The organism is Rothia sp. P5764 (assembly GCF_048512965.1).
Classification (GTDB): Bacteria; Actinomycetota; Actinomycetes; order Actinomycetales; family Micrococcaceae; genus Rothia.
This window is the reverse complement of the sequence record NZ_JBLXXQ010000004.1, coordinates 250,122-273,775: the sequence shown is the minus strand read 5'-3', so window position 1 is coordinate 273,775 and position 23,654 is coordinate 250,122. Positions and strand designations below refer to the sequence as shown.

Here is a 23,654-nt window from a genome sequence, read left to right as displayed (position 1 = left end):
GGGGTATGTGCGGGCGGGGATGGGGTTGCTACTGGCGGTGTTGGGGTTTCTACTGGCGGTGGTGGGGTTGATACGGGCGGTGCTGGGGTTTCTACTGGCGGTGCTGGGGTTTCTACTGGCGGTGCTGGGGTTTCTACCGGCGGTGCTGGGGTTTCCACTGGGGGCGCTTGAACTTGAATCTTGCTGGTCGCAGATTCGGTATCTACCGCAGCGGCAGTTAGGACGTAAACTCCCAGGGGTAAATCAGAGGTATCCAAGGTGAACTTGACCAATCCGTCTTCATTGGTCTCTCGGGTAATCTCCGATACTAGATCGCCAGAGGAATTCCGAATTTCTACAACAGAATCGGAGGAATCTCGCAATGTAAAAGTTACCTCTACTCCTGATTCCTGGTAGCCACTGACCACAAATTCTTTGTTAGAGCCTTGGATAATAGTTACGTCTTCCTCTGAGAAAGTCGGGGGAGCAGGGACGGGGGTATCATCAATCGGCGGGTCAGACGGAGCCGGTATCGGGGTAGGTGTTTCAGTGGGAACCGGACTCGGGGCTGGGGCCGGCGTTTCACTTCCGGTAGGAGCTGGCGAAGGCGTTGGCGTGCTCGCTAGTTCTGCGTTAGCAACTGGTGCAATCAGGGCTACGTTGTTTGTCTGTGTTCCAGTTTCCACTGCGTGGGAGGGGGAAAATGGAATCATCGTAGGGGCGATAAGTAGAACTGCGGCAATGTTGGTTTTCTTAGTCATGATAGGTGACCTGCTTTCGTAGGAGTTATGAAAGTGTGGATTGATAGGCAACCACCCTGTTTCCGCTTTGGGTAATAAGGTGAGTTGTAGTCTGAGCCAAGATGTATTTGTTGGTGAGGGCATAGCCAGGATTCTTTTCTTCAAAGACGTAAGTTGCTCCGGTCTCTGATTGCCCTATTGCGAATATTCCTTTGGGTGTTAGGGGTGAAAGGTTATCGGGCACAACTGCGGTGAGTTCTCCGGTGGAGAGTGAAAAGATATACTGCCCGTATGCGGCAAGCCTATTGTTCTGACCAAATTTCCATGTGAGGGCATCTGACGGGGCCAAGTCTGCATAGGTGCCATTGACCTGAGCAGTAATTTCTCCGTTATCAAGGGAATGGATAAGGAGTTTCACGGGTTTTTTGGGGTCAGATAATGAAGAGATATTCTCAGCCCATAGTGAGGCTGTGTAGCCATTGCCAGCTGCCACCCATTGAAGCATCCGCTCTTGGGCGTTGGGGGCTGATAACTCGACAGATCGAACAATCTCCCCTTGCGCGGTAGTCACTTCTACTGGCATATCGTAACCAATGGAGAGAAGGCCATCTTTACCTATTGACCAAGGTGTCATATCGAGTGGGTATTTGAAGTCGTGGAGCCCAGTTTTTGTAAGGGTTTGAGCTTTGTCTGACGAAGTAATCAGGAGGTTTTGGCCACCACGGGAAACAGTACTATCGGCAGGAAGGCTTACCGTGACTATTTGGCCGTCTTTACCGATGGTAGGATTCCAGGCTTTGAGGACGCTTTTTTCTGTGTTAAGCCAGATTATTGAAGGCTCACCGTCTATGTGGGTTTCGTCAATGATTGCTATTTCATCATGGGTGTTGATGCTCCTGATTTCTTGGCCGTTAGTTGGGTCGTAAAAAGTGATCTTTTGATTATCAATGATTGCGACTGCTGCTTCTGTGGCGTGGACGCGAGCTCCCTCGGGGATTGCAAGGGAATAGGAAGGCTGTTTCGAGTAACCTTCCGGCAAGTCTTTAACTTCATTGGTGATTTCGGTTGCTTCTGGTTTTTTATTTGCTGAGTCGTTGGATAGGTAGGTGAGGGTTGCTGCAGTCCCGCCACCTAAGAGAGCTAGGCCCCCTACGCCTAATGCACCTAATAGAACGGTTCTCCTACTTGGTTTCCAACGTGGCATTTCGGGCTCTAAGTATTCTTCATCGTGAACAGCTGCTTGGGGTACGGGGCTCATAAGCTCTTCAAGTAGCGGTGTAGGTGTCGAGTGCGCTAATTCACTGGGTTCTTGTGTATTTGAATCATCGGCGTCTTCAACTGTCGCAAATGCGACAGTTGGTTCATTAACTTCTGAGGCTTCGAGTTCTGCTATTTCTGACGAGGATGCCGGCTCATCGGAGGGCAGCTCGAAAGGCGCAGAAAGTTGGGCTTCAAACTCACCTGTAGAGCTGGTTTCATCAACCTCCTGAGTAGGAACAAATTCTTTGTGCAGTTCCTCATAGGGGAGAACCTTAGCGATGGAAACTGAAAATTCGTTGCCGGTATTATCGGAAACGGTCTGTGCATGTGCAAGAAAATCTCGCAAGGAACGGAAGGAAGCAGGTGTATGCCCAGGAACGTGTAGCGTCCATCTATGGACGAATAGTGACGCTAGAGGTAGTTGATTTGCCTGTGGGTTGTGTGTATCTTCACATAGGGTCATGCCTGAGTTGTAGCTGACAAGATATTGGGCAAGGACTTCTGATGAGTTGAAATCTTGGACTGAAAGAAGGAAGTCCGACTCATGAATAAGACATTGCTGATTGATGATCTCTTCAATACGTTGCCAGTTTTCTACGGGAACATCGGTCTGGTCTATACAGAGGCTCATGCGCTCAGGCTCCAGAATGATTTCTTCCAGTGCAGTTTTCATTTCAAACTTCCTTTAGGCGCTACTATTCACAGGGCTTTCGTAATCTTTTAGCGGCGGGAGAGTAATCAGGTAAGTCAGGTAAATAAAAAGAGGGTGGCGGCAGGAGTATCCTGCTACCACCCTCAGGGGCTATTAGTACCTTGAGCCTAGTAGGGGTTCTCGTTGATAACCTGGTTCGGGTCATCAACCGCTGTTTCTAGGCATTCTTTGAGGTCATCAATTTCTGTGTCCTGATAATCGATCCACCAGCTGGCGTAGGTGATATGACGAGCAGGTACTAGGTATTCCGCCTCGAATTGCTCTTCTGTATGAGTTGCCTCGGGGCCTCGTACGAGTTCTTCGAAAGCTTTCATGAGGAGTTCATTCCGGGACGTGGTTGCCCAGGCCACTTGCTTCTCAGTTCCCTCTAGCGCGGGTAGTCCTAGCTTTTCCTGGTTAGATAGTGCCTCTTCAAGGAGCTTTGCTTTAAACTCTTCAGCTCCTTCTTTTCTGTAACACCTCGAACAGATGTTACCTGAGAGCCAGTTAGCAAACCCCTTTCGTTTTCCAGCCGGCTTCTTACTTAGATCGTGTTCCTGCTTATGCCCGCAGCTATGAGTGATGGAATAGTGGGTAGGGATAGCCATGATAGCTGACCTTTCTTATTTGAATTGCTGGTTTCATTGAGCATTAGGTTGAGGGAGAGGTACGGGTAAGTCAGTGAGTGCATAAACTGCTTGGGTCAGCGCCTGGTCATTGATCCCAATGTATGACTGCGTTGTGACAATATCTGCGTGCCCAAGAAGCTCTTGGACTACACGGATGTCCTTGCACTTGGCATAGGTAGTTGTGGCAAACCAATGTCTGAGATTATGCGTAGTGTATTTTCCACCGAGGTTTTTCTTGATTCTCTTGGCTATGTAGTCGTGGTTCTTGTGGCCCTTAAACCTACCGGGGAAGTAATAGCCTGATGTTTTGAGTTCAAGGTAGGGCTTTAACGCTGGGTGAACTGGGATATGCCGAATTGTCCTTCCCTTGCCGGTGATAGTCAACCAGTTGTTTGCGTAGGAGCTGGTGTGGAGAGCCGCAATTTCTGTTCTCCTAAGACCAGCGTAGGCTCCCAGCAGCACCATGAATACTTCCTCGGTAGTTGAACTTTTTTGGATGCCTTGCTCCAGTGCTTCGTCAGGCAGGGGCCTTGCTTTTCTACGAGGTACCTTTACAGGCAGTAGGAGTGACGTGGGGTCTTTTTCTCTAAAGCCAGTGAGGTGGAGGTAGCGGAAAAATCTGCTGATTGCCGAGAGAGCATTTTTCTTGGTGACCGGCTGCCACCTTGGGTTAGCCAACCAAGTTTGTATTTCATGCGAGCCTATTGTTTGAGGGCTGCTATCTGGGTATTTCTTTCTCAGGTCATTGACCCACCGTGTTCGATTTTGAATAGTTGATTGTTGTTGCCCGGCAGCTGTCAGCCATATGGTGAAACTAGAGATGGATTCTTCCCAGAGGCTGGAGTTGGTCGTTACTTTCAAGGTACCTGTACTCTTTCAGTCGATATGCTTAGTGTCATGCCGACTGGGTGCATATTATTGACAGCTGGAGTCGAGTACGTTGTTTGGTTCGTGGGTTTAGAGGTGTGGAGCCGCTCTGAACCCGCTTATTTTTTGGGCGGCCTGCGAATATCTATTCCATATATTTTTTTGATGAATGAGCGGATATTTAGATGCCAGCGGTTATCTGATGGGGTGCTTGGGAAAGAAATTGGTGCCTTTTCTGGGTGAGCGCGATGTTTCGCTTTGTAATGGCCGTTTCTAGCTAATTTTATTGTGAAGCCGTGTTCTTTGAGTACTTTTGCTAGGTCCTTTCCGCGGGCTGGCGGTTGGGGATTTCCTTGAGGTTTCATCGTTGCTACCATTTGAGCTCTCGGGGAGGCTGATATAGAGGGATACAGTTATCGCTGAAAATAATTTGTTCCAGACCTTCTTTGGATCTGTTCGCGGTGTATTGCAGTGAGTATTGAAAGGCAACTTGGTCGGTATACAGTGAGTTGACTAGTTCTGAGGCATCGTAGGTTAGGGCCCAGGGGTATGGGCTTGCTAAAAGGGTGTCCGCAAGCTTCTCATGCTGATTGCGAGTCATGCCGTATTTGTAGAGCCGGTTCCCTTCTTTGACGTATGGGGGATCTACGAATATGAAGAGTTCGTCGTCATTTATTCCAGAGTCAGCGAGCTCCTGAACTGATTTCACCCCGTCATGGCCTATGAAACGTATGGAGTGAGAGTATTTTTTGATGTGTTTTATCTGATCTATCGTCCTTTTTATGTTCCATCGAGCGCTAACTGTGTACTGTCCGTCCTGTTTGGCTCCTCCGATGGGGGATGCCTTGGGGTCAATGATTCCTGAGCGTGAGCAGCGGTTTACCACAAGTGTTGCAGCAGCGATTTCAAGGTCATTGCCGGGCAAAGGATTAGCAAGAATACTTTGGGCTTCGCGGAATTTTATAAGCGACATGGATGAGTACTGTACTTGCAGATATTTCTCAAAATCGGTTGCGTTGCAGAGGATGTACGTCCAGAAGGTTGCAAGCGATGGGTTGGCTTCACAGAACCATAGTTCTCCGATTAGGTCTTGTTCGAGTAGCTTTAGTCCTGCCCCCAACCCTCCGCCGAAAGGTTCGAACCATATCTCGGGAGCACCATTTTGTGTGTGTAGTTTTGAGAGGTATTTACTAATTTTTGTTTTGCCACCGGGGTAGCGGAGAGGTGAAACGTGTAATTTGTACATGATATTTTACTGATTCTTATTTTGATAAAAATATGTCAGGGTCTTGGACTTCGATAATTAAGGTTGGATGAAAGTGCTCAATTTCATCTATCTTTGAATTTATTTCTTCCTCGTTGTCTGAGCTGATTATTTCAAGTAGTATTTCCTGGTTCCGCGTTTTCCCGGTTATTATTTTCATTGCATATCATGCTTGCTGTAGGTCATGACTTGTAGGGTGTCCTCTAGTGGAGCATTGGGCCCTAACTCCCTAGCTAGGCTAAACAGAGATCTTATTTCGGCAGCAGGTTCATATCCGTGCGAGAGTAGTGCTTCCTGAAGAGTATTTACGTTGTATGGGCTATATGATTTGTAGTAGAAAACGTCCTTTTTGGGGTCATTAAGGATTTCTACGCAAATTATTTTTTGCTGATTTTCGTCTAGGCGGCTGTAGAAATGCGCAGGTTCAACGGTTATTTTGGCTGTTAGTATTTTCCTTTGTTCTACAGGGCGTGTGGTGGACTGTTTGCGGGCGAAAAGGGAATCAAACATTATTGGGGTCTTTCTTACTTCACTGTTCTAATGTAGGAATCTGCACCGTGGCGATAAATCGTCAGGGTGCCGGTGCCGATACCGTCTACCCAACGGATAGGGTGATCTTTCCAATCGCTGGTGACTTCGTGTTCTAGAAGTACTCGTTCTTTGTAGGGAACGGTTGGATCAAGCCAGTAAATGGTGTCTTGGATGATGAGGAAAGGTGAATTTATGCTGCGGGCACTGTCTAGAAGATTTTTGAGTTCTGGCTTTAGCTGGTCTTCGGTAAGTCCCGGTCGGCCGTTGACCTCAACGTAGTTGCTTGATGAGCCTGCCGAGTTCGTGATGATGGGTGCAGATGAGACGGTTTCGTTGGGGTTATTTCTTTGTTCGGGGTGTGTGCAGCTAGTTGTCAGCAGGGTGAGGGCTAGTGCTAGTAGGCTGAAGGCTGTTTTGGGGTTCATGGTTCTCTCTTTCGTGCTGTGATTTGTATGGATGTGGTCAGCGGTGAAATTACGGTAGCCTGGGTAGGTACTTTTAGGCTCACATTTGGTTTTTGATGGAGTGTATTTTTTTGTGATAGAAGTGCTGATAATTGGAGCGTCGATTTACCTACAGATGTTTAGTGATAAAGCCCGTAGTGGCTTCTAGTGCGGCGAGGAGAAAGAAGATTAAGAACAGGACGATTCCTTCGAAAAGAGCGAACTTATCTGCCCCGTTATCTTCGACTATGATGTAGAAAAGTATCGCTAGCATGACTATGAGTTCAAAAAACATTTTTTCCTATCGGTTTTGTATTTTATATTGCGAGATATGAGGTGCACCGTTTTAGGTAACTGCTCTAATATCGCGGGGTCTGGGTTAGTAGAGAGAATGACTGGGTAGCCCCACCCGATAGTTGCTGGTGTGTCTAGGAGAGTGAGATATTCAGGTTTTGTGGTATCTGCTTGTCCTGTGAGGCTGTTGTAGTACCACTCATGAATTGTGGTAAAGGTTTGGGAGAGGTTTTCCAACTCGTCGCTGTGATGGGCTATTAAATATTTGGTCAAGTTGTAATTTAGACCATATCCTATCCCCCAAATACAGGGAGATTTCCAGGTGCTTCCATAGGATGTTGCTACTTGGATTGCAGAAATTATGGGGTGCAAAGGTTGCCCTTCCTCCAGATAATGGCCGGGTATGCCTAAAGTATCTCCGGACTGTTCTCTGAGGGCCTTTGAGAGTTTTTCTAAGTTAGCTTTGAGCCCGTAGGGGGTTTTGTAGCCAAGCTCGGCGCGAGATACGGTGCGTAAGTATCTTTCACGAAGGTCATCTACATTGTTGAGGTCTTGCAGAAGGAGCGGGTAGAGATAATGAGCTGCTGTAAGATGGGCTGCCGCCGTGTAGTGGTGTTTCTCGATTTCGTTGAGATCGGTGTAGCTGAGCATTACTGACCGCCGCCGTTAGTAGCAGTCGTGATGTAGAATTTTTCGAGAAGCAGAGATACCCGCAGGATACGACTGTAAATTGAGTCTTTTAATCCTTGTGTTCTGGGTTCGAGTCCCAGTGGGGGCACCACCTGCTAGGACGCTCCGTTTGGTTTGAAGCCCAACGGGGCGTTTTTCTTGTCTCCTGCAGCTATTGAGACTGAGACTGAGAGTGAACAGTGAAAAATAAAGAAAAAATGCTTTCGAGTCTGGGGCTTATAGTTTTGGCCCCCACTGTTGTTTGGTACATATATCTTTTGTTCACGGGAACCGAAACCCCTCTTCAGACCTTTGTCACGGTAGTTTCTCTTACTTCTCTTTTTGCCCTATCCTTCTTCCTGTTTGCCTTTGGGGAGAATGTAAAGATGGCTATTGTAAGCGCAATCTTAGCTGTTTTCGCTATACCGTTTGCTTTTCTCGTGGCGTCTGTTATTGGTACCCAGCAGGGAATATATTGAATATATAGGAAGTAGCCGTGTAGGTAGATGCCCTGGATTTATCTCCGGGGCATCTTCATTTGCCGCAGGAGTAAAGGATTCTCCTTGGGGTTCAAGGGAGGTTTCTTGTCGGGCGGGGCTGGTTATCCTTGGCGGTTGAATTTTTTGCGTGAGGGTAGTTTTTTGGGGCTGGCATCCTATCAATATGGACTACTGATGAATTGCCTACCGGTGAAACCGCAACTCTTGAGGTAGCTGGTGTGCTGCTCGAACCGTTACCACCGCAGCGAAAATCGGTGACTACTTAGCAGGCGTTCTTCAAGAAATATTAGGATGCAGTGACGCCCTCACGGACAGTATCTCAACTATTCTCAACAGTGGAGGGATACAATCACAGATATCCCTCCACATGTTTCTCAAATCAAGGGGAGCAGTGCTCATGACATCCAACCAGGCATACGATCAGAATCACCCAGAATACGTTTCTTTATCCGCAGCCTATCTAGGGCACCTGATGACTAGTGCTCTTCTGGCTTTCCTGGCAGGCCTTATCTACTGGTTACTCTCATTCCTCTTCCCTGCCCTTGATTTTGGGGGTCAAAGCCTCGTTGTCTTTATCAGTGCTGTGGTCCTTGGGGGTGAGCTGATTGTGGTGCTGTTGCAACGTCCCTTTATTATCAAGGCGTCTCACGGTGACCCGGGTGGATGGGGCTATGCTTTACCTGAGTTTCTAGTGCTCCCTTGTTTGGCGGGGGTGGGGGCCTTTCTGATCTCTCATGAGGCAGTGGCTGGTCTTGTGTGTGCGCTTGTGTTCTTTATTGTTTTCGGGGTTGTGGGTTTCTTGTCTAAGCCGTGGAAGCCAGGTCTGTCTCGTGCTGAGATTCGGGAAAGGTCTGAGCAGACTAAAGATATGATTGAAGCAGACTGTGCGGATGAAAAATATCGTGATCTAGAGGTTGATTCTGCGCATCGGGATTTATTTAAGAAACGATATTACGATCTGTAAAAGGACGCGGGAGCTTTCTTCCGTGTCTTTTCATGTTCCCAAGCAGAACCTTGTCTATATATAGTTTTCCCCCGAGATGCCTATCAGCCTACTTTAGTCCCCGTGTTAACCCATTGGCTTACAACTCGGGAGGTAGCGGCCTTCTCAACCAATCGCCCTCCTCCGGGGTGTAGTTCAGCTCAAGCACATCCCCGAACAGCCCCTGGTGCCATGCCACAGGGGGTGCTATCAGCAAACAGTAAGGGATACTGCAATCTCAGAGCCGGTGACCTGATTTTAGCTCGGCTAGCTCTCCAGCCATTTGCGTCAGGTCGTTTTTGGCTCTGATGTCGTCCCTGACTTTAACAAGCTCTGGATAGTTATAGAAAAATGAAAGTTTTTGTGACTTGAGACTGTCGTCCTCTGGCCTATCCAAAACAACAAAATAAGCAAATGATTCTGCAAGATCCTCAACCGGATTCTCAGCAGCATACTCAGTGATGAAGTCATCGGGGCGCTGGTCAAAAGAACCCTGGTAAGAATCAATACGATTCGCACCTATGCCCGAATCTTTCTGGCTGATACCGGGATGGTCCTTCCAGAATTTATCGTAAAAAGCACTAAGGTAGGAGTCTTTTTTTAAGGTTCCCTCTTGAACGGCATGGGCAGTATCTTGATTCTCTTCTGAACTCATCTGTTGACTATTCAGGGCAATAATGTGTGCCATTTCGTGGATGATAGTAACCGTACTGGAGGGTGTTAGCTGCTGGTTCTTATTTAGAGTGTCATCCAGATCAACGGAGATAGTCCAGGTTGTCAGGTCCTCGTTGAGATTAACCGAGGCAAGAACCCCATCTTTACCGTCGGTCACTACCTCGTATGTGCTAATCATCGATAGGTACTGCGGGGGGATGATTTGTATGATTTTTTCCCAGATGATCTTGTCCTCTCGATCGACAGCACCGTCCTGTCCAACCAGGTTAGTAGAAGATATCTGACCGTCCTTGATTGCGTATTGGGCGTAAAGATCTGGCTCCTCCTGCCCCTCATCTTCTTGGACGACGTCCTGGCTGATGTGGCTGGGGGCAGGTTGCGCTTCAGGTTCATTATGGCAGGCGCTCAAGAGCATAGATGATGCGATAATCAGCGATGTTGCCAGGGTTCTTTTCACAGAAATTCCTTTGGGTTTTGAGCATTTCAAGCTCGTAGTGTCATGGAGCAGAAGGGTAATGGGATGCTTCAAGCTAGCTAAAATGCGGAGGAAGCAATTAGAAGTACTGGCCTATGAATACCAAACTTGGACGGGCATCTTAAATCTAATGGGAGGGCGTCTGATGCCCTCTGAAAATCTTATTTCTGGTAATCCGGTGGCATCAAAACTTATATAAGCGTAGCCGCCTAGAGGGCCTAGATAGAAGTCCATCCTTGGTGATCAGGCTAAAGAGCCGGGGACGATCTCCCTGATCTTCTTTCTAGCAGGGCCTATATACTTGCTTTTGGCAGAATAAGGTCAAGCAGACATAGGGGCTCTGGCTGTGCTGTTTGTTCAAAAGCGCTCTGGTCCCCTGGTCAAGACAAGCCGCTAACCCGTGAGCGAGGAGAAAAACCTGTGGTGAATGACAAGGAAGCGAAAGCCCCCCACCTGTACGCTGTTGACCTTGATGGGACGCTGCTTGCAGAAGATAAAACCTATGACCATGCTCAGTTCGACCGGGTCATGGATCTGCTGGCGGAGCAAGGCTCCTACCTGGCTATTGCTACCGGCAACCAGATGCCCAAGATCCAGCAGTACATGGCTGGACATGAGCACCACTCCAACCTCTACTACATCGCTGAGAATGGTGCCATTATCCACAATCAGGGGAAGGACCTAGCGCTCTGGAGTTTTAGCCCGGAATTGGTTGAGCAGACGCTGAAGGCACTCCAAGCCCACCCCCAGTTCGGTCTTGTTATCTCCTGCCGAAACGGATCTTATGTCCCCCAGGAGCGGCTTGAGCCCATCGCAAGCCTGATCCTTGCCCAGATTAAGGCCAAGGGTATTCAGGTGCCAGACCTTGACGAGAGCAACCCGCTCAGTGCCCTGCGACTTTTCTACCCCAATGCTCAGCTTCTGACAGATCGGAGTCAGCTTGCTGATACCGTAGTGAAGTTGGCGCTGACAAGCTCCGGGCAAGAGGATGCTTATGAAACCCTGGCAATGGTTCAAGAAGCTCTACCTGAAGGCATCGTAGCGACCTCAAGCGGTTTTGGGGCTATTGACCTGATTCTTGAGGGCCATCACAAGGGGCACGGGCTAGAGTGGCTGGCTAACCACCTGGGGGTACCTGGGCAGCAGACAACGGCTTTTGGTGATAGCGGCAATGATCTTGAAATGTTCCGCTACGCGGGCCGGGCACTTGCAATGGCAAATAGCGATCCGGTTCTCTTAGACGAGGCCAGCCTGCAGATCGGCTCTCATAAGGAAGGCGCTGTCTTGAACTTTATTGAGGGGGAGCTGACCTCGGCAGGGTAGAACTGAGTTCCCTTATCACGCCCTGAGAAAAAAGGGCAGAAAAAAGATGTTCTATCAGCTAGGCTGGTGAACAAGATATTTACGTGAACTCAGTATCACAGCGAGGAGAACATAGCGTGGCTGGAAACCCACTCATTAACAACATGACTAAGCCTCAGGGGGATCCCCGCTTCGGGCAGTTCGGTGCCGGCGGAACCACCACCGCATCGAACCCTTATGGCCAGCAGGCTCCCTACGGCCAGCCCGTATCTGCTGAGCAGCTCAACCAGATGTACACCGCGCCTGCCGCAACCCCAGTAGACACTAATCGTATTACCATCAACGACATCATCGTCAAGACCGGCCTCAACTTTGGTCTGGTCCTTGTGGCCGCAGTTATTGCCTGGCAGTTCCCCATTCTGATGTTTGTCGGTCTGGTTGGCGGTTTGGTTCTGGGCTTCGTCAACGCCCTCAAGAAGCAGGTTTCGCCTGCTCTGGTCATGACCTACTCGGTCATGGAAGGCTTCCTGGTCGGTGGCCTCTCACTCTTCTTCGAGGCTTCCTATCCTGGCATCGTTGTTCAGGCGGTTCTGGCAACCGTCATCGTCTTCGGGACCATTCTGGCGCTCTTCTCCTCTGGCAAAATTCGTGCCACTGCTAAGCTGACCCGCTTTTTCATGGTCGCAGCTATCTCTTACACCGTTTTCTGCCTGGTCAATCTTGTGACCTCGATGTTCTTTGATTTCAATGCTCGGAGCGTTGAAGTTATGGGTATTCCTCTGGGACTGATTATCGGTCTTTTCGCTGTATTGCTGGCAACCTACTCCCTACTGCTTGATTTCACCCACGCAAGTGAAGCTATCAAGTCAGGTCTGCCCGAGCGCGAATCGTGGCGTATCGCTTTCGGCCTAGTGGTATCACTGGTCTGGCTTTACATCGAGATTCTTCGCGTAATTTACTACATTCGCTCCATGGCTGACTAAGGGTAAGACAACCAATATAGGGAAGGGCAGAAGCTGGGAAACCGGCTTCTGCCCTTCCTATCTCCAAGGGCCTGAGAGCAACCTAGGGCAGGGGCGCTCCTGAGCCTTCAAGCAGCTATTTGTACCCAGTGTGAGCGAGCTTAGTCACTCTCAGAGAAACGACATGGGTTAGTCGGTGCCACAGGTACTCAAAACATGGGAAGATGGACAGCATGAGTAACGACACCTCCCCATCATCTCGATCTAGCTCTGCTGTTAGTCAGCAGCTTCCCTTTGCCTTGCGCGTTGCCTCGGCATGGGCCTGGAGGCTGATGATTATAGCCATTGCAGCCGCAACCCTCTACTGGGCGCTAGCCAAAGTATCGCTCATCATTATTTCTGTGATGATTGCAGCTCTCTTGGCGGGATTAGTATCACCTGTGGTTTACTTCCTGCGCCGCTACAGAGTTTCAAACGGGTTAGCAACAGCTATTACCGAAATTGGTCTGATTGCCCTGGTCATTGGGCTTCTAGCCATGGTGGGGCAACAACTAACCGTAGGTTTTTCGTCTCTCTCTGACCAAGTCATAGAGGGCTGGAACCAGCTCCTAGCCCTGCTTTACAACCTACCCATTGATCTGGGGGCAGATAAGGTCAACGAATATATCAGCCAGCTCCTAGCGACCTTGCAAAACAACACCTCGAGCATTCTTAGCGGAGTGGCCAGTGTCAGCTCTACTGCAGCCGATATTGGAACCGGTATGGTGATCGTCCTCTTTACGCTGATCTTCTTCCTCTTAGAGGGGGAAAAAATCTGGCTGTTTATCGTCAAGCTCTTTCCGCGCGAGGCCCGTCGGGCAGTCAACGGGGCCGGTCGCCAGGGCTGGAGATCCCTAGTGTCTTATGTGCGGGTGCAGGTTTTTGTAGCGGCTGTGGATGCGGTGGGAATCGGTCTCTCTGCTTTCTTCTTGGGCGTCCCGCTGGCAGTGCCCCTGGGCGTCTTGGTCTTCTTGGGTTCCTTTATCCCGGTTATCGGTGCCTTACTTACCGGAGCTATTGCAGTTTTGCTGGCCCTGGTAGCCAACGGCCCCGTTAATGCTCTGGTGATGCTACTTATGGTCCTGCTGGTCCAGCAGATTGAATCTAATATTCTCCAGCCTCTGGTCATGGGTAAGGCTGTGTCTCTGCACCCGCTGGCCGTGGTCATCGCGGTACTGGCAGGATCCATGCTTTACGGCGTCATTGGCGCTCTCTTCGCTGTACCCATCCTGGCAGTTACCAACACGGTGATTCGTTACCTTGCGGGACGAGAGTGGGAGAAAGACCCCTATATTCGAGAAAGCGAGTTCCTCTATCCTCACGAGCAAAAACGGTTAGAGCGAAAAGTTATTGCCGAAAAGGTTAAGGAACGCCTCAACCGTATTAAAGAAAAAGAAGGCGAGTTCAAGGCAGAAGAAGCTGCGACAGCTAGAGCAGATACAGGTCCCATGAATCACCAAGAAGCTACCAAATAAAGGGTACAGCCGTGCAAGATACCGCAGCTGAAAAGCTCCACGTAAGCATAGATAAGATCGAAGAAGCAACCCAACTACTCAAGGGTGTTATTGAACGCACCCCGGTTGCTCACTCCCGTGCCCTCAGTGAACAGATAGGTTCCGAGGTGTTTCTCAAATGTGAGAATCTACAACGATCGGGGTCCTTCAAGGTACGCGGTGCCTATGTGCGCATGGCTAGACTGACTCAGGCTGAAAAGGCCCTTGGAGTGGTCGCTGCCTCGGCTGGAAACCACGCCCAGGGCGTAGCCCTTGCAGCCTCTCGCCTGGGGATCTCTGCCCGAATCTACATGCCGCAGGGCGCTGCACTGCCCAAGGTTGCTGCTACCCGCAGCCACGGGGCAGAGGTTATCCTGCACGGCGTTAATGTTGATGAGGCGCTGGCTGAGGCCAAACGTTTCGCTGAGGAAACGGGTGCTGTTTTTGTTCATCCTTTCGATAATGAGGATATTATCGCGGGGCAGGGTACCTTGGGCCTTGAAATTCTGGAGCAGGTTCCTGATGTCGACACTATCCTGGTAGGTGTTGGCGGTGGTGGCCTGCTGGCTGGCCTGTCTATTGCTGTGCGTGAAAAAGAAAAACAGCTCGGCAAAAAGATTCGCATTATCGGCTTGCAGGCTGAACATGCTGCAGCCTACCCACCCTCACTAGCTGCCGATGCTCTGGTGCCCCTCAAAAAGGTATCGACTATCGCTGACGGTATTGCGGTAGGCCGGCCCGGTCAGCTTCCCTTCACCATCATTAAAACCCTGGTGGACGATGTTCATACGGTATCTGAGGACGAAATTGCCCGTGCCCTTATCTTCCTGATGGAACGCAACAAATTAGTTGTTGAGCCTGCCGGTTCTGTATCGGTTGCCGCTCTGATAAGCGGGAGCCTGAAAGAAAAGTACGGTGACCTGGGCACTACCGTCTGTGTTCTTTCGGGCGGCAATATCGACCCCATGCTCATGCTTAAGGTGATTCAGCGAGGCCTGTCAGCCGCTGGGCGTTACATGACTATCAAGATGATGCTCAATGACCGCCCCGGTGAGCTCACCACTATCTCGCGCATCATTTCTGAGCGCGATGCCAATGTGACCGGTGTGGACCACACCCGTGTGGGCGGTGCCCTGTCGATGGGCGATGTGTCCATCACCATTGATATGGAGACCAAGGGCGCTGAGCACTGCAAAGAAGTAATTGCGGCGCTAGAGGCCGCCGGCTATCAGCCGATTGTGGTCTACTAAGCCAAGGGTCAGACCCTGCCGTAGCCTGCAAGGACCGCAGAAGCAGCATAGATCCTCAAAAGCCCGGGTGCTTCCCTTCAAGAAGAGAAGCCCCCGGGCTTTTATTTTGCCTCATGGCTGGCTACTAGCCCTGGAAGGGTTTAGCGGAGACGATGGTAACAGGAATCTGCTTACCGTTCGGGGCCTCGTAGGAGAGCTCTTCACCAACCTTGTGCCCGTTGATGGCGGCGCCCATGGGGGACTTCTCAGAGAAGACCTGCAGGTCGCTACCATCGACCAGGGTATCAGCGACTTCGCGGGATCCCAGCAGGAAGGTCATAGTCTTGCCGCCGATCTTGGCTTCAACGACCATGCCGGGGGTGACAACGCCGTCATCGGCTGCAGGTTTATCTGATACCTGGGCATTTTCAAGCAGTTGCTGGAGCTGCTTGATGCGGCCCTCATTCTTACCCTGCTCTTCGCGAGCGGCGTGGTAGCCGCCGTTTTCTTTGAGGTCGCCCTCATCACGGGCCGCAGAGATACGGTCGATGATTTCCTGGCGGTAGGGTCCAGAGAGGTGCTCTAGCTCAGCCTTGAGCTTGTCGTAGGCTTCGGGAGTGAGCCAAGCGCCTTCGCGTTCTGTCATTATTACTCCTTGTAATCGGTGCGGTGTTAGATTCTCTTGCACCGGCTGAATCTGAGAAAGAGACAGAGCGATAGCCTGTACTCTTTCAAGGTTTTCGTGCCTAGTCTACCCATAGACGGTGGCCGCGCCTCAACTTGAGACGAGATAGCGGACGGTTAGGGGGCTTTCCAGCAACTGTCAACGGTCGTGGTGGTAGCTTCGCCCAGTACCCGTAGCTGTACGGTTTGAACCGAAATGCCGTTGCCGTTCTGGTCCGTGTAGGGGCCCACTGCTACTTCTTTCCAACCTACGGGCGCGCCCGCTGAGTTGAGCGCTTTGACGGCGCAGATGGCGGTGTCCTCGGGGTGTTTTCTGACCTCAAAGGTTAGCTTGACCTCATCGGAACTAGTCAGGGTGAACCCCACATCACGGGCCGTTGGCTGGTCGTTGGCATCGAGCTGTACCCACAGAACGAAAGACCCACCGATGACAGCCGCTATGAGGCTGAGCATGTACCAAAAGCCCTTGGGTAAGGGCTTTCGCTGGCGGGCTGTACCGTAGCGGTCTTGGAGCTTGGTGGCGGCCATGGCCGGGCCTTTCATACGGGGTAACATGGGGTGCTATCTTCGGGTTTCTGGCAGGTAGAATTGACCAGTGTGTTCGAGTGGGTAGCACTCCTTACGATACCCCAAACACCGGCCTGTCACCTTGCCTAAGAGAGTTATCGTATGACCGTAGCAGAAATATCTACCCCAGCCTATGACCCGGCCCTGGTGGCTCCCCTGAAGGATGATTACACCGGCCTGCGTATTCTGGCTGTCCACGCCCACCCTGACGATGAATCGTCAAAGGGAGCCGCAAGTATGGCAGCTTATGTAGCTCGTGGTGCCCGTGTGATGGTTGCATCGATGACCGGTGGCGAGCGCGGAGATATCCTGAACGCTGAGGTAGAGAGCAACCCTCTTGCTCACCGTGATTTGGCGGGTGTTCGCCGTGCTGAGATGAAGCAGGCCGCTGAGGTCTTAGGGATTGAGCACCGCTGGATTGGTTTTGTCGATTCAGGGCTTCCCCAAGGTGATCCCTTGCCCCCGCTTCCCTTTGGCTCTTTTGCCAGCCTGCCGCTGGAGCAGGCTGCGGCTCCTTTGATCCGGTTGGTAAGGGACTTCAAGCCCCACCTTATTCTGACCTATGACGAGATAGGTGGCTACCCGCACCCGGACCACATCATGACCCACCGGGTGTCGATGGAGGCTTTCCAGAAGGCGGGGGAGCCCGGTGCTTACCCCGGGACCGGTCAACCTTGGCAGGTTTCTAAGATTTACTATGACCGCGCTTTTAGCCTGGACCGTATGAAGGCTTTTAACAGCTATCTTGAGGCTGAGGGTCTTGAGTCTCCTTTTGCCCAGTGGATTGCAATGTCCTTGGAAGAGGACGCTGAGGGGCACCGGCCCCCGATATCCCGGCACCAGACTACTACCCGCATTAACTGTGCTGACTTTTTTGAAAAGCGTGATCAGGCTCTGCTAGCTCATCGTTCCCAGGTGGCGCCGGACTCCATATTTTTTGTGGTATCGCCCGAGATTCAGCAGAAGATTTGGCCTTTTGAGGACTATGTGCTGGCTCATTCCCGGGTAGGCACCGAGTTACCCGAAACCTGTTTTGCGGCTGGTATCGACTTCACTGCAAGCTAAGTGCCTTACCTAGCTGTCATCGCTTGGGGCAACCTGGGCGCGTAGAATGGTTTACGGTCCTACCGGCCGTGCCCGCTTTTAACCCCTCAACGGAGGACATCATCACCGTGTCAGCACTGACTCCCTTTATTCTCCTCGCCGCTGAGGCTACCCCCACCGTTATTACAACGGTGAACCCGGACGGTTCTTTTAGGGGCTCACCCGGCATTATTGGCTTTATCGTGACTTCTATTATGGCTCTTGCCATTATCATGTTGGGTCTTGATTTGACGCGCCGTGCCCGGCGTCTGCGGTACCGCAGTGAGTACGCTATTGCGCGTGAAGCTGAGGAACGTGCTGCGGCGGAGGCAGCCGCTGCTGGGCAGCAGGGCCAGGTTGTTCCGACAGTTCGTGATGAGGCTGTTGTTGCTCAGGATCATCTACGACGCCCGCACTAGGAAAACGGTCTGATAGCTTTATCGGTCCTGTGGGAGGCGGTATCCCATGCCGGGTGCCGCCCCGTGCTATACCGGGGGATGCTTACAACTGGCTCCCTAGGCTAGCTAGTGCAATAGGCTGATAAGAACTGCAATGTAGTGCTGGATAAAACCCAGCACGGTGAATACATGGAAGAGCTCATGGAACCCAAACACCTGGGGCAGTAGGGCCGGTTTTTTGGTGGCGTAGAAGCCTGCCCCCACAATGTAGGTGAGCCCACCGGTAGCAATGAGGACGGTGGCCGTGGGGGAGACCTGCCAGAAGTCACCCAGGAAGAAGACAGCGATCAGGCCCATGATGACGTAGATCGGGGTGTAGAGCCAGCGGGGTGCCCCCGTCCAAAAGATTCTGAAGAGGGATACTGAAAGCGCGCAGCCCCAGATAACCCAGAGCAGAACGGAGCGCTGGGTGCCTGTCAGCAAGGTGAGAGCAATGGGGGTGTAGGTGCCCGCAATCAGGAGGGTGATATTGGCGTGGTCAAGCCGTTTGAGCACCATACGCGGGCCGGCGGACCAGTAGCCCCGGTGGTAGATTCCCGAGGCGCCAAAGAGCAGGACCCCAGTGAATGCAAAAATTGCGCAGGCTACACCCAGGGTGCCACCGCCAGAGAGAAGAATCAGAATAATTCCGGCGACAAAGGCGATAGGGGTAAAGCCAGCGTGAATCCAACCGCGCAGGAGCGGTTTACCGTGGGTACGGTAGAAGTCCATGATTTCTTCTTGGACCTGGGTGACTTGAGGTTCTCGATACGTATTCTCTAATGCTTCGGTTCCACCGGTCTGGGAATTGCGAACATCTGAATCCATATATTCAGTATGGCAGGTTAAGCCGGCTTGGTTTGTTACTTGCCAGAAATAGAATGCGGATCTTCAAGCTAGGTTTGTACTGGTGGGGTCAGCCGATGTGCGACACAGGGTAGAATGAGCAGGGTAGAACTCACCATGCACCGTCTTTTCAGGAGCCTTACATGAAGTTACCGCAACCTCTTTACACGGTCTATGAGCGGTCGCTAACAGCAGGGATTCCTGGCTCAAAGCTACCCCAGCACATTGGTGTGCTGGTTGACGGCAACCGCCGCTGGGCAGCTCTCTTGGGGGAGAGTACCAAGCACGGTCATGAAGCCGGTGCCGCCCGCATCATTGAGTTTCTCGGCTGGTGTACCGAGCTTAAGATTCCTATGGTGACTCTCTACATGCTTTCTACCGAGAACTTAAAACGTAGCAGCGAAGAGCTTAATGATTTGGTAGAGGTCATCGAGGGGTTCGCGCAAAAACTTGCTGCCGCTCAAATTGCGCGGATTAAGGCTGTGGGCCGTCTCGATTCTCTCCCCGAGAGTCTACGTTCCACTCTTGAAGAGGGAGAGAACCAGACCGCCTCGCTGTGCGGGCTTCAGGTAAATATCGCCGTCGGGTACGGCGGTCGTCAGGAGATTACCGACGCGGTGCGGAGCCTGCTCCGTGAAGCAGCCGAGCAGGGCGCCAGCCTTGAAGAGCTTTCCGAGAAGGTCACCATTGAAGATATCTCCCGCCACCTGTATACCAGCGGCATGCCTGACCCGGACCTGCTGATCCGCACATCGGGGGAACAACGACTTTCCGGTTTTATGACCTGGCAGTCGGCTTACTCTGAGTTCTATTTCTGTGAGGCCCTATGGCCCGATTTCCGCAGGGTAGATTTCGTGCGGGCCCTGCGTGACTACGCCCAGCGTCAACGCCGTTTCGGCTCTTAATCGAATATGGTGCACGAGCTTTATCAGTTGCTAGCCGACGCTCTGGCAGGTAGCTGGCAGTCAGGCTTAGCGGCCCTCCTGATGGGGTGGGTGGCCGGTTACTACCTTCTCTGTGCCAGTCGCCTGTGGATTATCGATGCGCGGGAGCACCGCCTGCCTGACCGGATTGTTCTGCCCATGTACGCGCTAGTCGGCCTGCCTCTACTGGGGGTTATCCTGCTGACAGCCCCCGATAGCTTTGAGACTGCCCGCCAGACTGCTTACTCCGGGGTGATCATGGGAGGCTTCTACTGGGTGATGCGCCTTGCTTCTGGCGGGGCCCTCGGCTTGGGCGACATCAAGCTTGCCGGTGTCTTGGGTCTGCTCCTGGGCTACTTCTCCCCGCTTAACCTGCTCTGGGGCAACCTGCTCATCTTCCTCCTGGGCGGCCTCTACTCCCTGGCACTGATACTCACTGGCAGAGCACAGGCCAGAACCCATATAGCCTTTGGCCCTTTCATGCTCTTAGGCACCACCATTGCCTTGCTATTCCCCGCTACCTAAATGTGCCCCCCGTCCCGGTCGCTCCCTGAAAGGAGACCCCATGCCTACCCCAGACTTCATCACCCAGCTCCGTAGCAAAGTCGGCCACGAGCTCCTGTGGCTATCGGGTGCTACCGCGGTTATCCAGCGTGAGAATGGCGATATCCTCCTGGTACGCCGCAGTGATAACGGTCAGTGGACTCCGGTGACCGGCATCGTTGACCCCGGGGAAAGCCCCGCCCTGACCTGCCTACGCGAAGCCCAGGAAGAGGCGAACGTGGTGATTGAGGTGGTTGCCCTGGGGCAGGTTAAAGCGGACCCGTCTATGACCTTTGGTAATGGGGATCGCTGCCAGTTTCTGGACCACACTTTCTATTGCCGCTATGTGTCAGGAGAAGCCACCGTCAACGACGAAGAATCAAGCGAGGTACGTTGGGTGCCGCTAGAAGACCTCACCCAGTTCTGTAGCCCGCGCATGTTAGACCGCATCGACGCGGCCCTCAAGCACCGTCAGGGCGCCCGCTTCGACCTTCTCTCCCACCCCTAAGACAGCAAAAGCCCCGACCCATACAAGGGCGCCGGGGCTTTGCTCTTAGCTAGCGGGGGAGGTTAGAAACTACCCAGCATCTTGGTGACATCGAGTGCCTGATCGAGCTGTTCTTCGGTGACCTCACCGCGCTCAACGTAGCCCAGAGCAATCACGGCTTCGCGGACGGTAGTCTTATGAGCTACCGAGTACTTAGCGATCTTTGCAGCGGCCTCGTAACCAATGAGCTTGTTCATGGGGGTCACGGTGGAGGGCGAAGCCTCCGCCAGGAATCGAGCACGCTCTACATTTGCCTCAAGCCCGTCAATCATCTTATCGGCCATCACACGCGAGGTATTGGACAGCAGACGGATCGATTGGAGCAAATTAGCGGCCATGACTGGAATACCCACATTCAGCTCAAAAGCACCGTTGGTCGATGACAGGGCGATAGTGGTGTCATTACCAATGACCTGGGCGGCAACCATAATGGCCGCCTCACAGATAACGGGGTTGACCTTACCAGGCATAATCGAGGAGCCGGGCTGAAGGTCGGGAATATGGATCTCACCCAGACCGGTATTGGGTCCCGAACCCATCCACCGAATATCGTTATTAATCTTCATGAAAGAGTAGGCGATATTGCGCAGCTGGCCAGAGGCCTCAACCAGACCGTCACGGTTGGCCTGAGCCTCAAAGTGGTTGCGTGCCTCGGTCAGGGGCAGGCCGGTTTCCTCAGCCAAGAGTTCAATCACACGCGCGGAGAAACCATCAGGTGTGTTAATGCCGGTACCGACAGCGGTGCCACCCAGAGGTACCTCAGCTACGCGGGGGAGTGAGGCATGGATACGCTCAATACCGTAACGTACCTGAGCTGCGTAACCGGAGAACTCCTGGCCTAGGGTTACGGGGGTAGCGTCCATCAGGTGAGTGCGGCCGGACTTAACAACGTCCTTGAACTCAAGAGCCTTACGCTCGAGTGACTCAGCCAGGTACTCCAGCGCAGGGACCAGATCCTTGAGCAGAGCCTCGGTAGCTGCCAGGTGGACGGAGGTTGGGAAGACATCATTGGAGGACTGAGAAGCGTTCACATGGTCGTTGGGGTGAACCTCAATATCGTTACTGGACAGGGCGCGGTTAGCCAGGGTGGCGAGTACCTCATTGGTGTTCATATTCGATGAGGTACCGGAGCCGGTCTGGAAAACATCGATGGGGAAGTGCTCATCGTAGGCACCCGAAGCTACCAGGTCAGCGGCGTCGCGGATAGCCTGGGCACGGGTAGAGTCAAGCACACCGAGCTCTTCATTGGCGCTCGCAGCTGCTTTCTTGATAAGAGCTAGAGCACGAATGTGGGCGGGCTCCAGAGTTTGACCTGAGATGGGGAAATTCTCAACGGCACGCTGGGTCTGGGCACGGTAGAGGGCGCTTTTGGGGACGCGAACCTCACCCATAGTGTCGTGTTCAATGCGGTATTCAGTGTTTTCAGTCATAGCTATAGCTTAGTACGTTTGCGTGATGCCTGTCGCATCCGAGTCGGAAGATGACAGCTGTGAAGAGCACTAAATTGTGATGAGTGGGGAGGAGGAATAGACCAGGTCGGCTTTGCCATCAGCCAGATGGTAAAAAACCCCGATGACGGCAATACTGCCATCCTCGATACCTTCTCGGATAATCCCGGACTGTTCGGCAATACGGGCTGCTGTTTGTCGGGTGTGCTCAACTACCATGTCGCTGATACTGGCATTTTCCGGCAGTTCGGGGGAGATAACTGAGGGCAGGATTCCTTCTACCAGGTTGCGGATAAAGCCCGGTGGCATAGTCCCGGATTCGAGAGCCTGCCTGGTTGCCGTAATTGCACCGCAGGCATCGTGCCCCAGTACCATGATGAGATGAATGTTGAGTTCACCGGCTGCGTATTCTAAAGAACCTAGAACGGCATCATCGAGTACCTGCCCGGCAGTACGAACCACAAAAGCATCGCCCAGACCCAAATCGAAAATAATCTCAGCTGCCAGGCGGGAGTCCCCACAGCCAAAAATAGCGGCAAAGGGGTACTGCCCATCGACCAGTTCAGCCCTACGAGTAGCGTCTTGATTGGGGTGGGAGCGTGTACCCGCCACAAAACGGGCGTTGCCTTCTACCAGGCGTTCCCAAGCCTGGATGGGGGTTTCAATGCTGGTACTCATGCTGGGCTTCTTTCCGGCGATCAATCTGTTGAAGACTAACCTAGCAGGCAGTTTCCCGCTCCCGGCAGATGAACTGCCACTTATCTTGTGGTGTGTCCTAGCGGATGCCGCTGGAGGGCGTGGGCGCGACTGTCGAGGTGGGGGAATCCATGTAACCGACTGTTGCTTCAATCAGGGCCTGGAACTCAGAGGCTTCAGCTTCTCCCTTGAAGATGAGAGTGGTTCCCTTGACCTCTCCAATGTAGAAAGTAGTCACCTTAGATTTATGGTCGGGATCAACCAAGGACCGGACTTCCCATTCGAGGGATGCTACGTTGACCCTAGCCTCCGGTACCGCATTGCCTACGGTCTGGGCTATCCAGGTGGGGTTGGTGTTGGTAGCTTGAATCAGCTCAATGAAATGGTTGGTGGGTGTGACCTGGCCGGTTGACCAATAGTTGATACCATCCGCTTGGCCGGTGACCCAGCGGGCATAGTTGTAGTGCCAGCCCTCCTGCTGGGCAGCCGCCACCGGGTAGCCTGCCTGGTCACTGGCCTCATAGGCTACAAGGGCTAGGTCTACTGAGGGGCGGTAGGGGTTCTTATTGGGCTGCGGCATGAGCCAGATAACCGGTAGCAGAAGAAGAACCATGACCACCATGGAAATCACCATATTGCGCGCTGGGGCGTTGATGCGCTGGGCCTGCTTTTCTGTGATCTGGGGCAGGACACGGTCATCACCGTTCTCCGGTGCGGTAGCTGATGGCTGGCTGTCGTTGCCAGCTAGCTGCTGGGAGTCTGTGGGGCGCTGGGGGTCAGGAGTCATGGATGAAGTCACGTCTCCTATTCTCATATACGAAGTGGCTCCTACGCCAACCGAGGTTCATCGTGTCAT

Annotated in this window: 25 protein-coding genes; 11 read left to right on the top strand and 14 right to left on the bottom strand. The window is 52.3% G+C overall.

Translation table 11 applies throughout. The features are described 5' to 3' along the window. The 7 genes from ACN08Y_RS07955 to ACN08Y_RS07925 form a co-directional block, all read right to left on the bottom strand. On the bottom strand, positions 1-740 hold a 740-nt coding region (locus ACN08Y_RS07955; protein WP_419112336.1), incomplete at its 3' end, for a FlgD immunoglobulin-like domain containing protein. Positions 741-765: 25 nt separating this feature from the next. Next, the gene (locus ACN08Y_RS07950) at positions 766-2,652 is read right to left on the bottom strand and encodes a hypothetical protein (RefSeq protein ID WP_419112335.1); all 1,887 of its coding nucleotides are present in this window, start codon (positions 2,650-2,652) and stop codon (positions 766-768) included. Between the two features lie 146 nt (positions 2,653-2,798). Next, positions 2,799-3,278 (bottom strand): hypothetical protein, encoded by a 480-nt coding sequence (locus tag ACN08Y_RS07945; protein WP_419112334.1) that lies wholly within the window; start codon positions 3,276-3,278, stop codon positions 2,799-2,801. Between the two features lie 33 nt (positions 3,279-3,311). Next, positions 3,312-4,160: a tyrosine-type recombinase/integrase gene (locus tag ACN08Y_RS07940; protein WP_419112333.1), complete on the bottom strand. Its 849-nt coding sequence runs from the start codon at positions 4,158-4,160 to the stop codon at positions 3,312-3,314. 376 nt (positions 4,161-4,536) lie between these two features. Then, positions 4,537-5,412, bottom strand: coding sequence for a DNA adenine methylase (locus tag ACN08Y_RS07935; protein ID WP_419112331.1), 876 nt, complete (start codon positions 5,410-5,412; stop codon positions 4,537-4,539). 542 nt (positions 5,413-5,954) lie between these two features. Next, positions 5,955-6,386 carry a hypothetical protein gene (locus ACN08Y_RS07930; protein WP_419112330.1) on the bottom strand — a complete coding sequence of 144 codons (432 nt, stop codon included), beginning with the start codon at positions 6,384-6,386 and terminating at the stop codon, positions 5,955-5,957. A gap of 294 nt (positions 6,387-6,680) precedes the next feature. After that, on the bottom strand, positions 6,681-7,349 hold the full coding sequence (locus tag ACN08Y_RS07925) for a hypothetical protein (RefSeq protein ID WP_419112329.1): 669 nt from the start codon (positions 7,347-7,349) through the stop codon (positions 6,681-6,683). 218 nt (positions 7,350-7,567) lie between these two features. Between ACN08Y_RS07925 and ACN08Y_RS07920 the strand changes: the two genes are divergently transcribed. Both ACN08Y_RS07920 and ACN08Y_RS07915 read left to right on the top strand, forming a co-directional pair. After that, complete coding sequence (locus ACN08Y_RS07920; protein WP_419112328.1) at positions 7,568-7,846, top strand: hypothetical protein; 279 nt, start codon at positions 7,568-7,570, stop codon at positions 7,844-7,846. A 418-nt stretch (positions 7,847-8,264) separates the two neighbouring features. Further along, positions 8,265-8,831, top strand: coding sequence for a hypothetical protein (locus tag ACN08Y_RS07915; protein ID WP_419112326.1), 567 nt, complete (start codon positions 8,265-8,267; stop codon positions 8,829-8,831). A gap of 256 nt (positions 8,832-9,087) precedes the next feature. Here ACN08Y_RS07915 and ACN08Y_RS07910 read toward each other — a convergent pair whose 3' ends face one another. Further along, the gene (locus ACN08Y_RS07910; protein ID WP_419111266.1) at positions 9,088-9,981 is read right to left on the bottom strand and encodes a hypothetical protein; all 894 of its coding nucleotides are present in this window, start codon (positions 9,979-9,981) and stop codon (positions 9,088-9,090) included. 438 nt (positions 9,982-10,419) lie between these two features. Between ACN08Y_RS07910 and ACN08Y_RS07905 the strand changes: the two genes are divergently transcribed. The 4 genes from ACN08Y_RS07905 (at position 10,420) to ilvA (ending at position 15,045) form a co-directional block, all read left to right on the top strand. Further along, positions 10,420-11,322, top strand: a complete 903-nt coding sequence (locus tag ACN08Y_RS07905) for an HAD-IIB family hydrolase (RefSeq protein WP_419112325.1) — start codon at positions 10,420-10,422, stop codon at positions 11,320-11,322. Positions 11,323-11,438: 116 nt separating this feature from the next. After that, positions 11,439-12,284 (top strand): Bax inhibitor-1/YccA family membrane protein, encoded by an 846-nt coding sequence (locus ACN08Y_RS07900; RefSeq protein ID WP_419104408.1) that lies wholly within the window; start codon positions 11,439-11,441, stop codon positions 12,282-12,284. A 212-nt stretch (positions 12,285-12,496) separates the two neighbouring features. Then, positions 12,497-13,777: an AI-2E family transporter gene (locus ACN08Y_RS07895; protein ID WP_419099908.1), complete on the top strand. Its 1,281-nt coding sequence runs from the start codon at positions 12,497-12,499 to the stop codon at positions 13,775-13,777. 11 nt (positions 13,778-13,788) lie between these two features. Next, positions 13,789-15,045, top strand: coding sequence for a threonine ammonia-lyase (gene ilvA / locus ACN08Y_RS07890; RefSeq protein WP_419099907.1), 1,257 nt, complete (start codon positions 13,789-13,791; stop codon positions 15,043-15,045). Positions 15,046-15,169: 124 nt separating this feature from the next. On the opposite strand, the gene greA is transcribed toward ilvA, so the two are convergent. Together greA and ACN08Y_RS07880 are read right to left on the bottom strand one after the other, a co-directional pair. After that, a complete protein-coding gene (greA, locus tag ACN08Y_RS07885; protein WP_419112324.1) occupies positions 15,170-15,670 on the bottom strand; it encodes a transcription elongation factor GreA in 501 nt (166 codons plus the stop codon). Positions 15,671-15,825: 155 nt separating this feature from the next. Beyond that, entirely contained in the window at positions 15,826-16,263 is a 438-nt protein-coding gene (locus tag ACN08Y_RS07880; RefSeq protein WP_419112323.1) for a DUF4307 domain-containing protein, read from the bottom strand. Positions 16,264-16,377: 114 nt separating this feature from the next. Between ACN08Y_RS07880 and mca the strand changes: the two genes are divergently transcribed. Further along, a complete protein-coding gene (gene mca / locus ACN08Y_RS07875) occupies positions 16,378-17,340 on the top strand; it encodes a mycothiol conjugate amidase Mca (RefSeq protein ID WP_419112322.1) in 963 nt (320 codons plus the stop codon). A gap of 107 nt (positions 17,341-17,447) precedes the next feature. Next, on the top strand, positions 17,448-17,777 hold the full coding sequence (locus ACN08Y_RS07870; protein ID WP_419112321.1) for a hypothetical protein: 330 nt from the start codon (positions 17,448-17,450) through the stop codon (positions 17,775-17,777). 105 nt (positions 17,778-17,882) lie between these two features. Here ACN08Y_RS07870 and trhA read toward each other — a convergent pair whose 3' ends face one another. Then, the gene (gene trhA, locus ACN08Y_RS07865; protein ID WP_419112320.1) at positions 17,883-18,623 is read right to left on the bottom strand and encodes a PAQR family membrane homeostasis protein TrhA; all 741 of its coding nucleotides are present in this window, start codon (positions 18,621-18,623) and stop codon (positions 17,883-17,885) included. 161 nt (positions 18,624-18,784) lie between these two features. Between trhA and ACN08Y_RS07860 the strand changes: the two genes are divergently transcribed. From ACN08Y_RS07860 to ACN08Y_RS07850, 3 genes are read left to right on the top strand one after another with little or no spacing between them, the layout of a single operon-like run. Continuing rightward, positions 18,785-19,546, top strand: coding sequence for an isoprenyl transferase (locus tag ACN08Y_RS07860; RefSeq protein ID WP_419099901.1), 762 nt, complete (start codon positions 18,785-18,787; stop codon positions 19,544-19,546). A gap of 9 nt (positions 19,547-19,555) precedes the next feature. Next, complete coding sequence (locus ACN08Y_RS07855; protein ID WP_419112319.1) at positions 19,556-20,089, top strand: prepilin peptidase; 534 nt, start codon at positions 19,556-19,558, stop codon at positions 20,087-20,089. Between the two features lie 40 nt (positions 20,090-20,129). After that, complete coding sequence (locus ACN08Y_RS07850) at positions 20,130-20,615, top strand: NUDIX hydrolase (RefSeq protein ID WP_419099899.1); 486 nt, start codon at positions 20,130-20,132, stop codon at positions 20,613-20,615. Positions 20,616-20,677: 62 nt separating this feature from the next. Here the strand turns inward: ACN08Y_RS07850 and ACN08Y_RS07845 are convergent, their stop codons facing one another. The 3 genes from ACN08Y_RS07845 to ACN08Y_RS07835 all read right to left on the bottom strand — a co-directional run bounded on the left by ACN08Y_RS07845 (position 20,678) and on the right by ACN08Y_RS07835 (position 23,597). Then, entirely contained in the window at positions 20,678-22,084 is a 1,407-nt protein-coding gene (locus ACN08Y_RS07845) for a class II fumarate hydratase (protein WP_419112318.1), read from the bottom strand. A gap of 69 nt (positions 22,085-22,153) precedes the next feature. Continuing rightward, positions 22,154-22,780 (bottom strand): carbonic anhydrase, encoded by a 627-nt coding sequence (locus tag ACN08Y_RS07840; RefSeq protein ID WP_419099897.1) that lies wholly within the window; start codon positions 22,778-22,780, stop codon positions 22,154-22,156. 97 nt (positions 22,781-22,877) lie between these two features. Then, on the bottom strand, positions 22,878-23,597 hold the full coding sequence (locus tag ACN08Y_RS07835; protein WP_419112317.1) for a DUF4245 domain-containing protein: 720 nt from the start codon (positions 23,595-23,597) through the stop codon (positions 22,878-22,880). Between the last annotated feature and the right edge of the window lie 57 nt (positions 23,598-23,654).

Bases quoted from the DNA above. Each gene is read 5' to 3' on its own strand.
- ACN08Y_RS07930 (WP_419112330.1), bottom strand. From the start codon at position 6,386: ATGAACCCCAAAACAGCCTTCAGCCTACTAGCACTAGCCCTCACCCTG.
- ACN08Y_RS07850 (WP_419099899.1), top strand. From the start codon at position 20,130: ATGCCTACCCCAGACTTCATCACCCAGCTCCGTAGCAAAGTCGGCCAC.
- ACN08Y_RS07895 (WP_419099908.1), top strand. From the start codon at position 12,497: ATGAGTAACGACACCTCCCCATCATCTCGATCTAGCTCTGCTGTTAGT.
- greA (WP_419112324.1), bottom strand. From the start codon at position 15,670: ATGACAGAACGCGAAGGCGCTTGGCTCACTCCCGAAGCCTACGACAAG.
- trhA (WP_419112320.1), bottom strand. From the start codon at position 18,623: ATGGATTCAGATGTTCGCAATTCCCAGACCGGTGGAACCGAAGCATTA.
- ACN08Y_RS07925 (WP_419112329.1), bottom strand. From the start codon at position 7,349: ATGCTCAGCTACACCGATCTCAACGAAATCGAGAAACACCACTACACG.
- ACN08Y_RS07945 (WP_419112334.1), bottom strand. From the start codon at position 3,278: ATGGCTATCCCTACCCACTATTCCATCACTCATAGCTGCGGGCATAAG.
- ACN08Y_RS07860 (WP_419099901.1), top strand. From the start codon at position 18,785: ATGAAGTTACCGCAACCTCTTTACACGGTCTATGAGCGGTCGCTAACA.
- ACN08Y_RS07845 (WP_419112318.1), bottom strand. From the start codon at position 22,084: ATGACTGAAAACACTGAATACCGCATTGAACACGACACTATGGGTGAG.
- ACN08Y_RS07915 (WP_419112326.1), top strand. From the start codon at position 8,265: ATGACATCCAACCAGGCATACGATCAGAATCACCCAGAATACGTTTCT.
- mca (WP_419112322.1), top strand. From the start codon at position 16,378: ATGACCGTAGCAGAAATATCTACCCCAGCCTATGACCCGGCCCTGGTG.
- ACN08Y_RS07950 (WP_419112335.1), bottom strand. From the start codon at position 2,652: ATGAAAACTGCACTGGAAGAAATCATTCTGGAGCCTGAGCGCATGAGC.
- ACN08Y_RS07880 (WP_419112323.1), bottom strand. From the start codon at position 16,263: ATGTTACCCCGTATGAAAGGCCCGGCCATGGCCGCCACCAAGCTCCAA.
- ACN08Y_RS07935 (WP_419112331.1), bottom strand. From the start codon at position 5,412: ATGTACAAATTACACGTTTCACCTCTCCGCTACCCCGGTGGCAAAACA.
- ACN08Y_RS07840 (WP_419099897.1), bottom strand. From the start codon at position 22,780: ATGAGTACCAGCATTGAAACCCCCATCCAGGCTTGGGAACGCCTGGTA.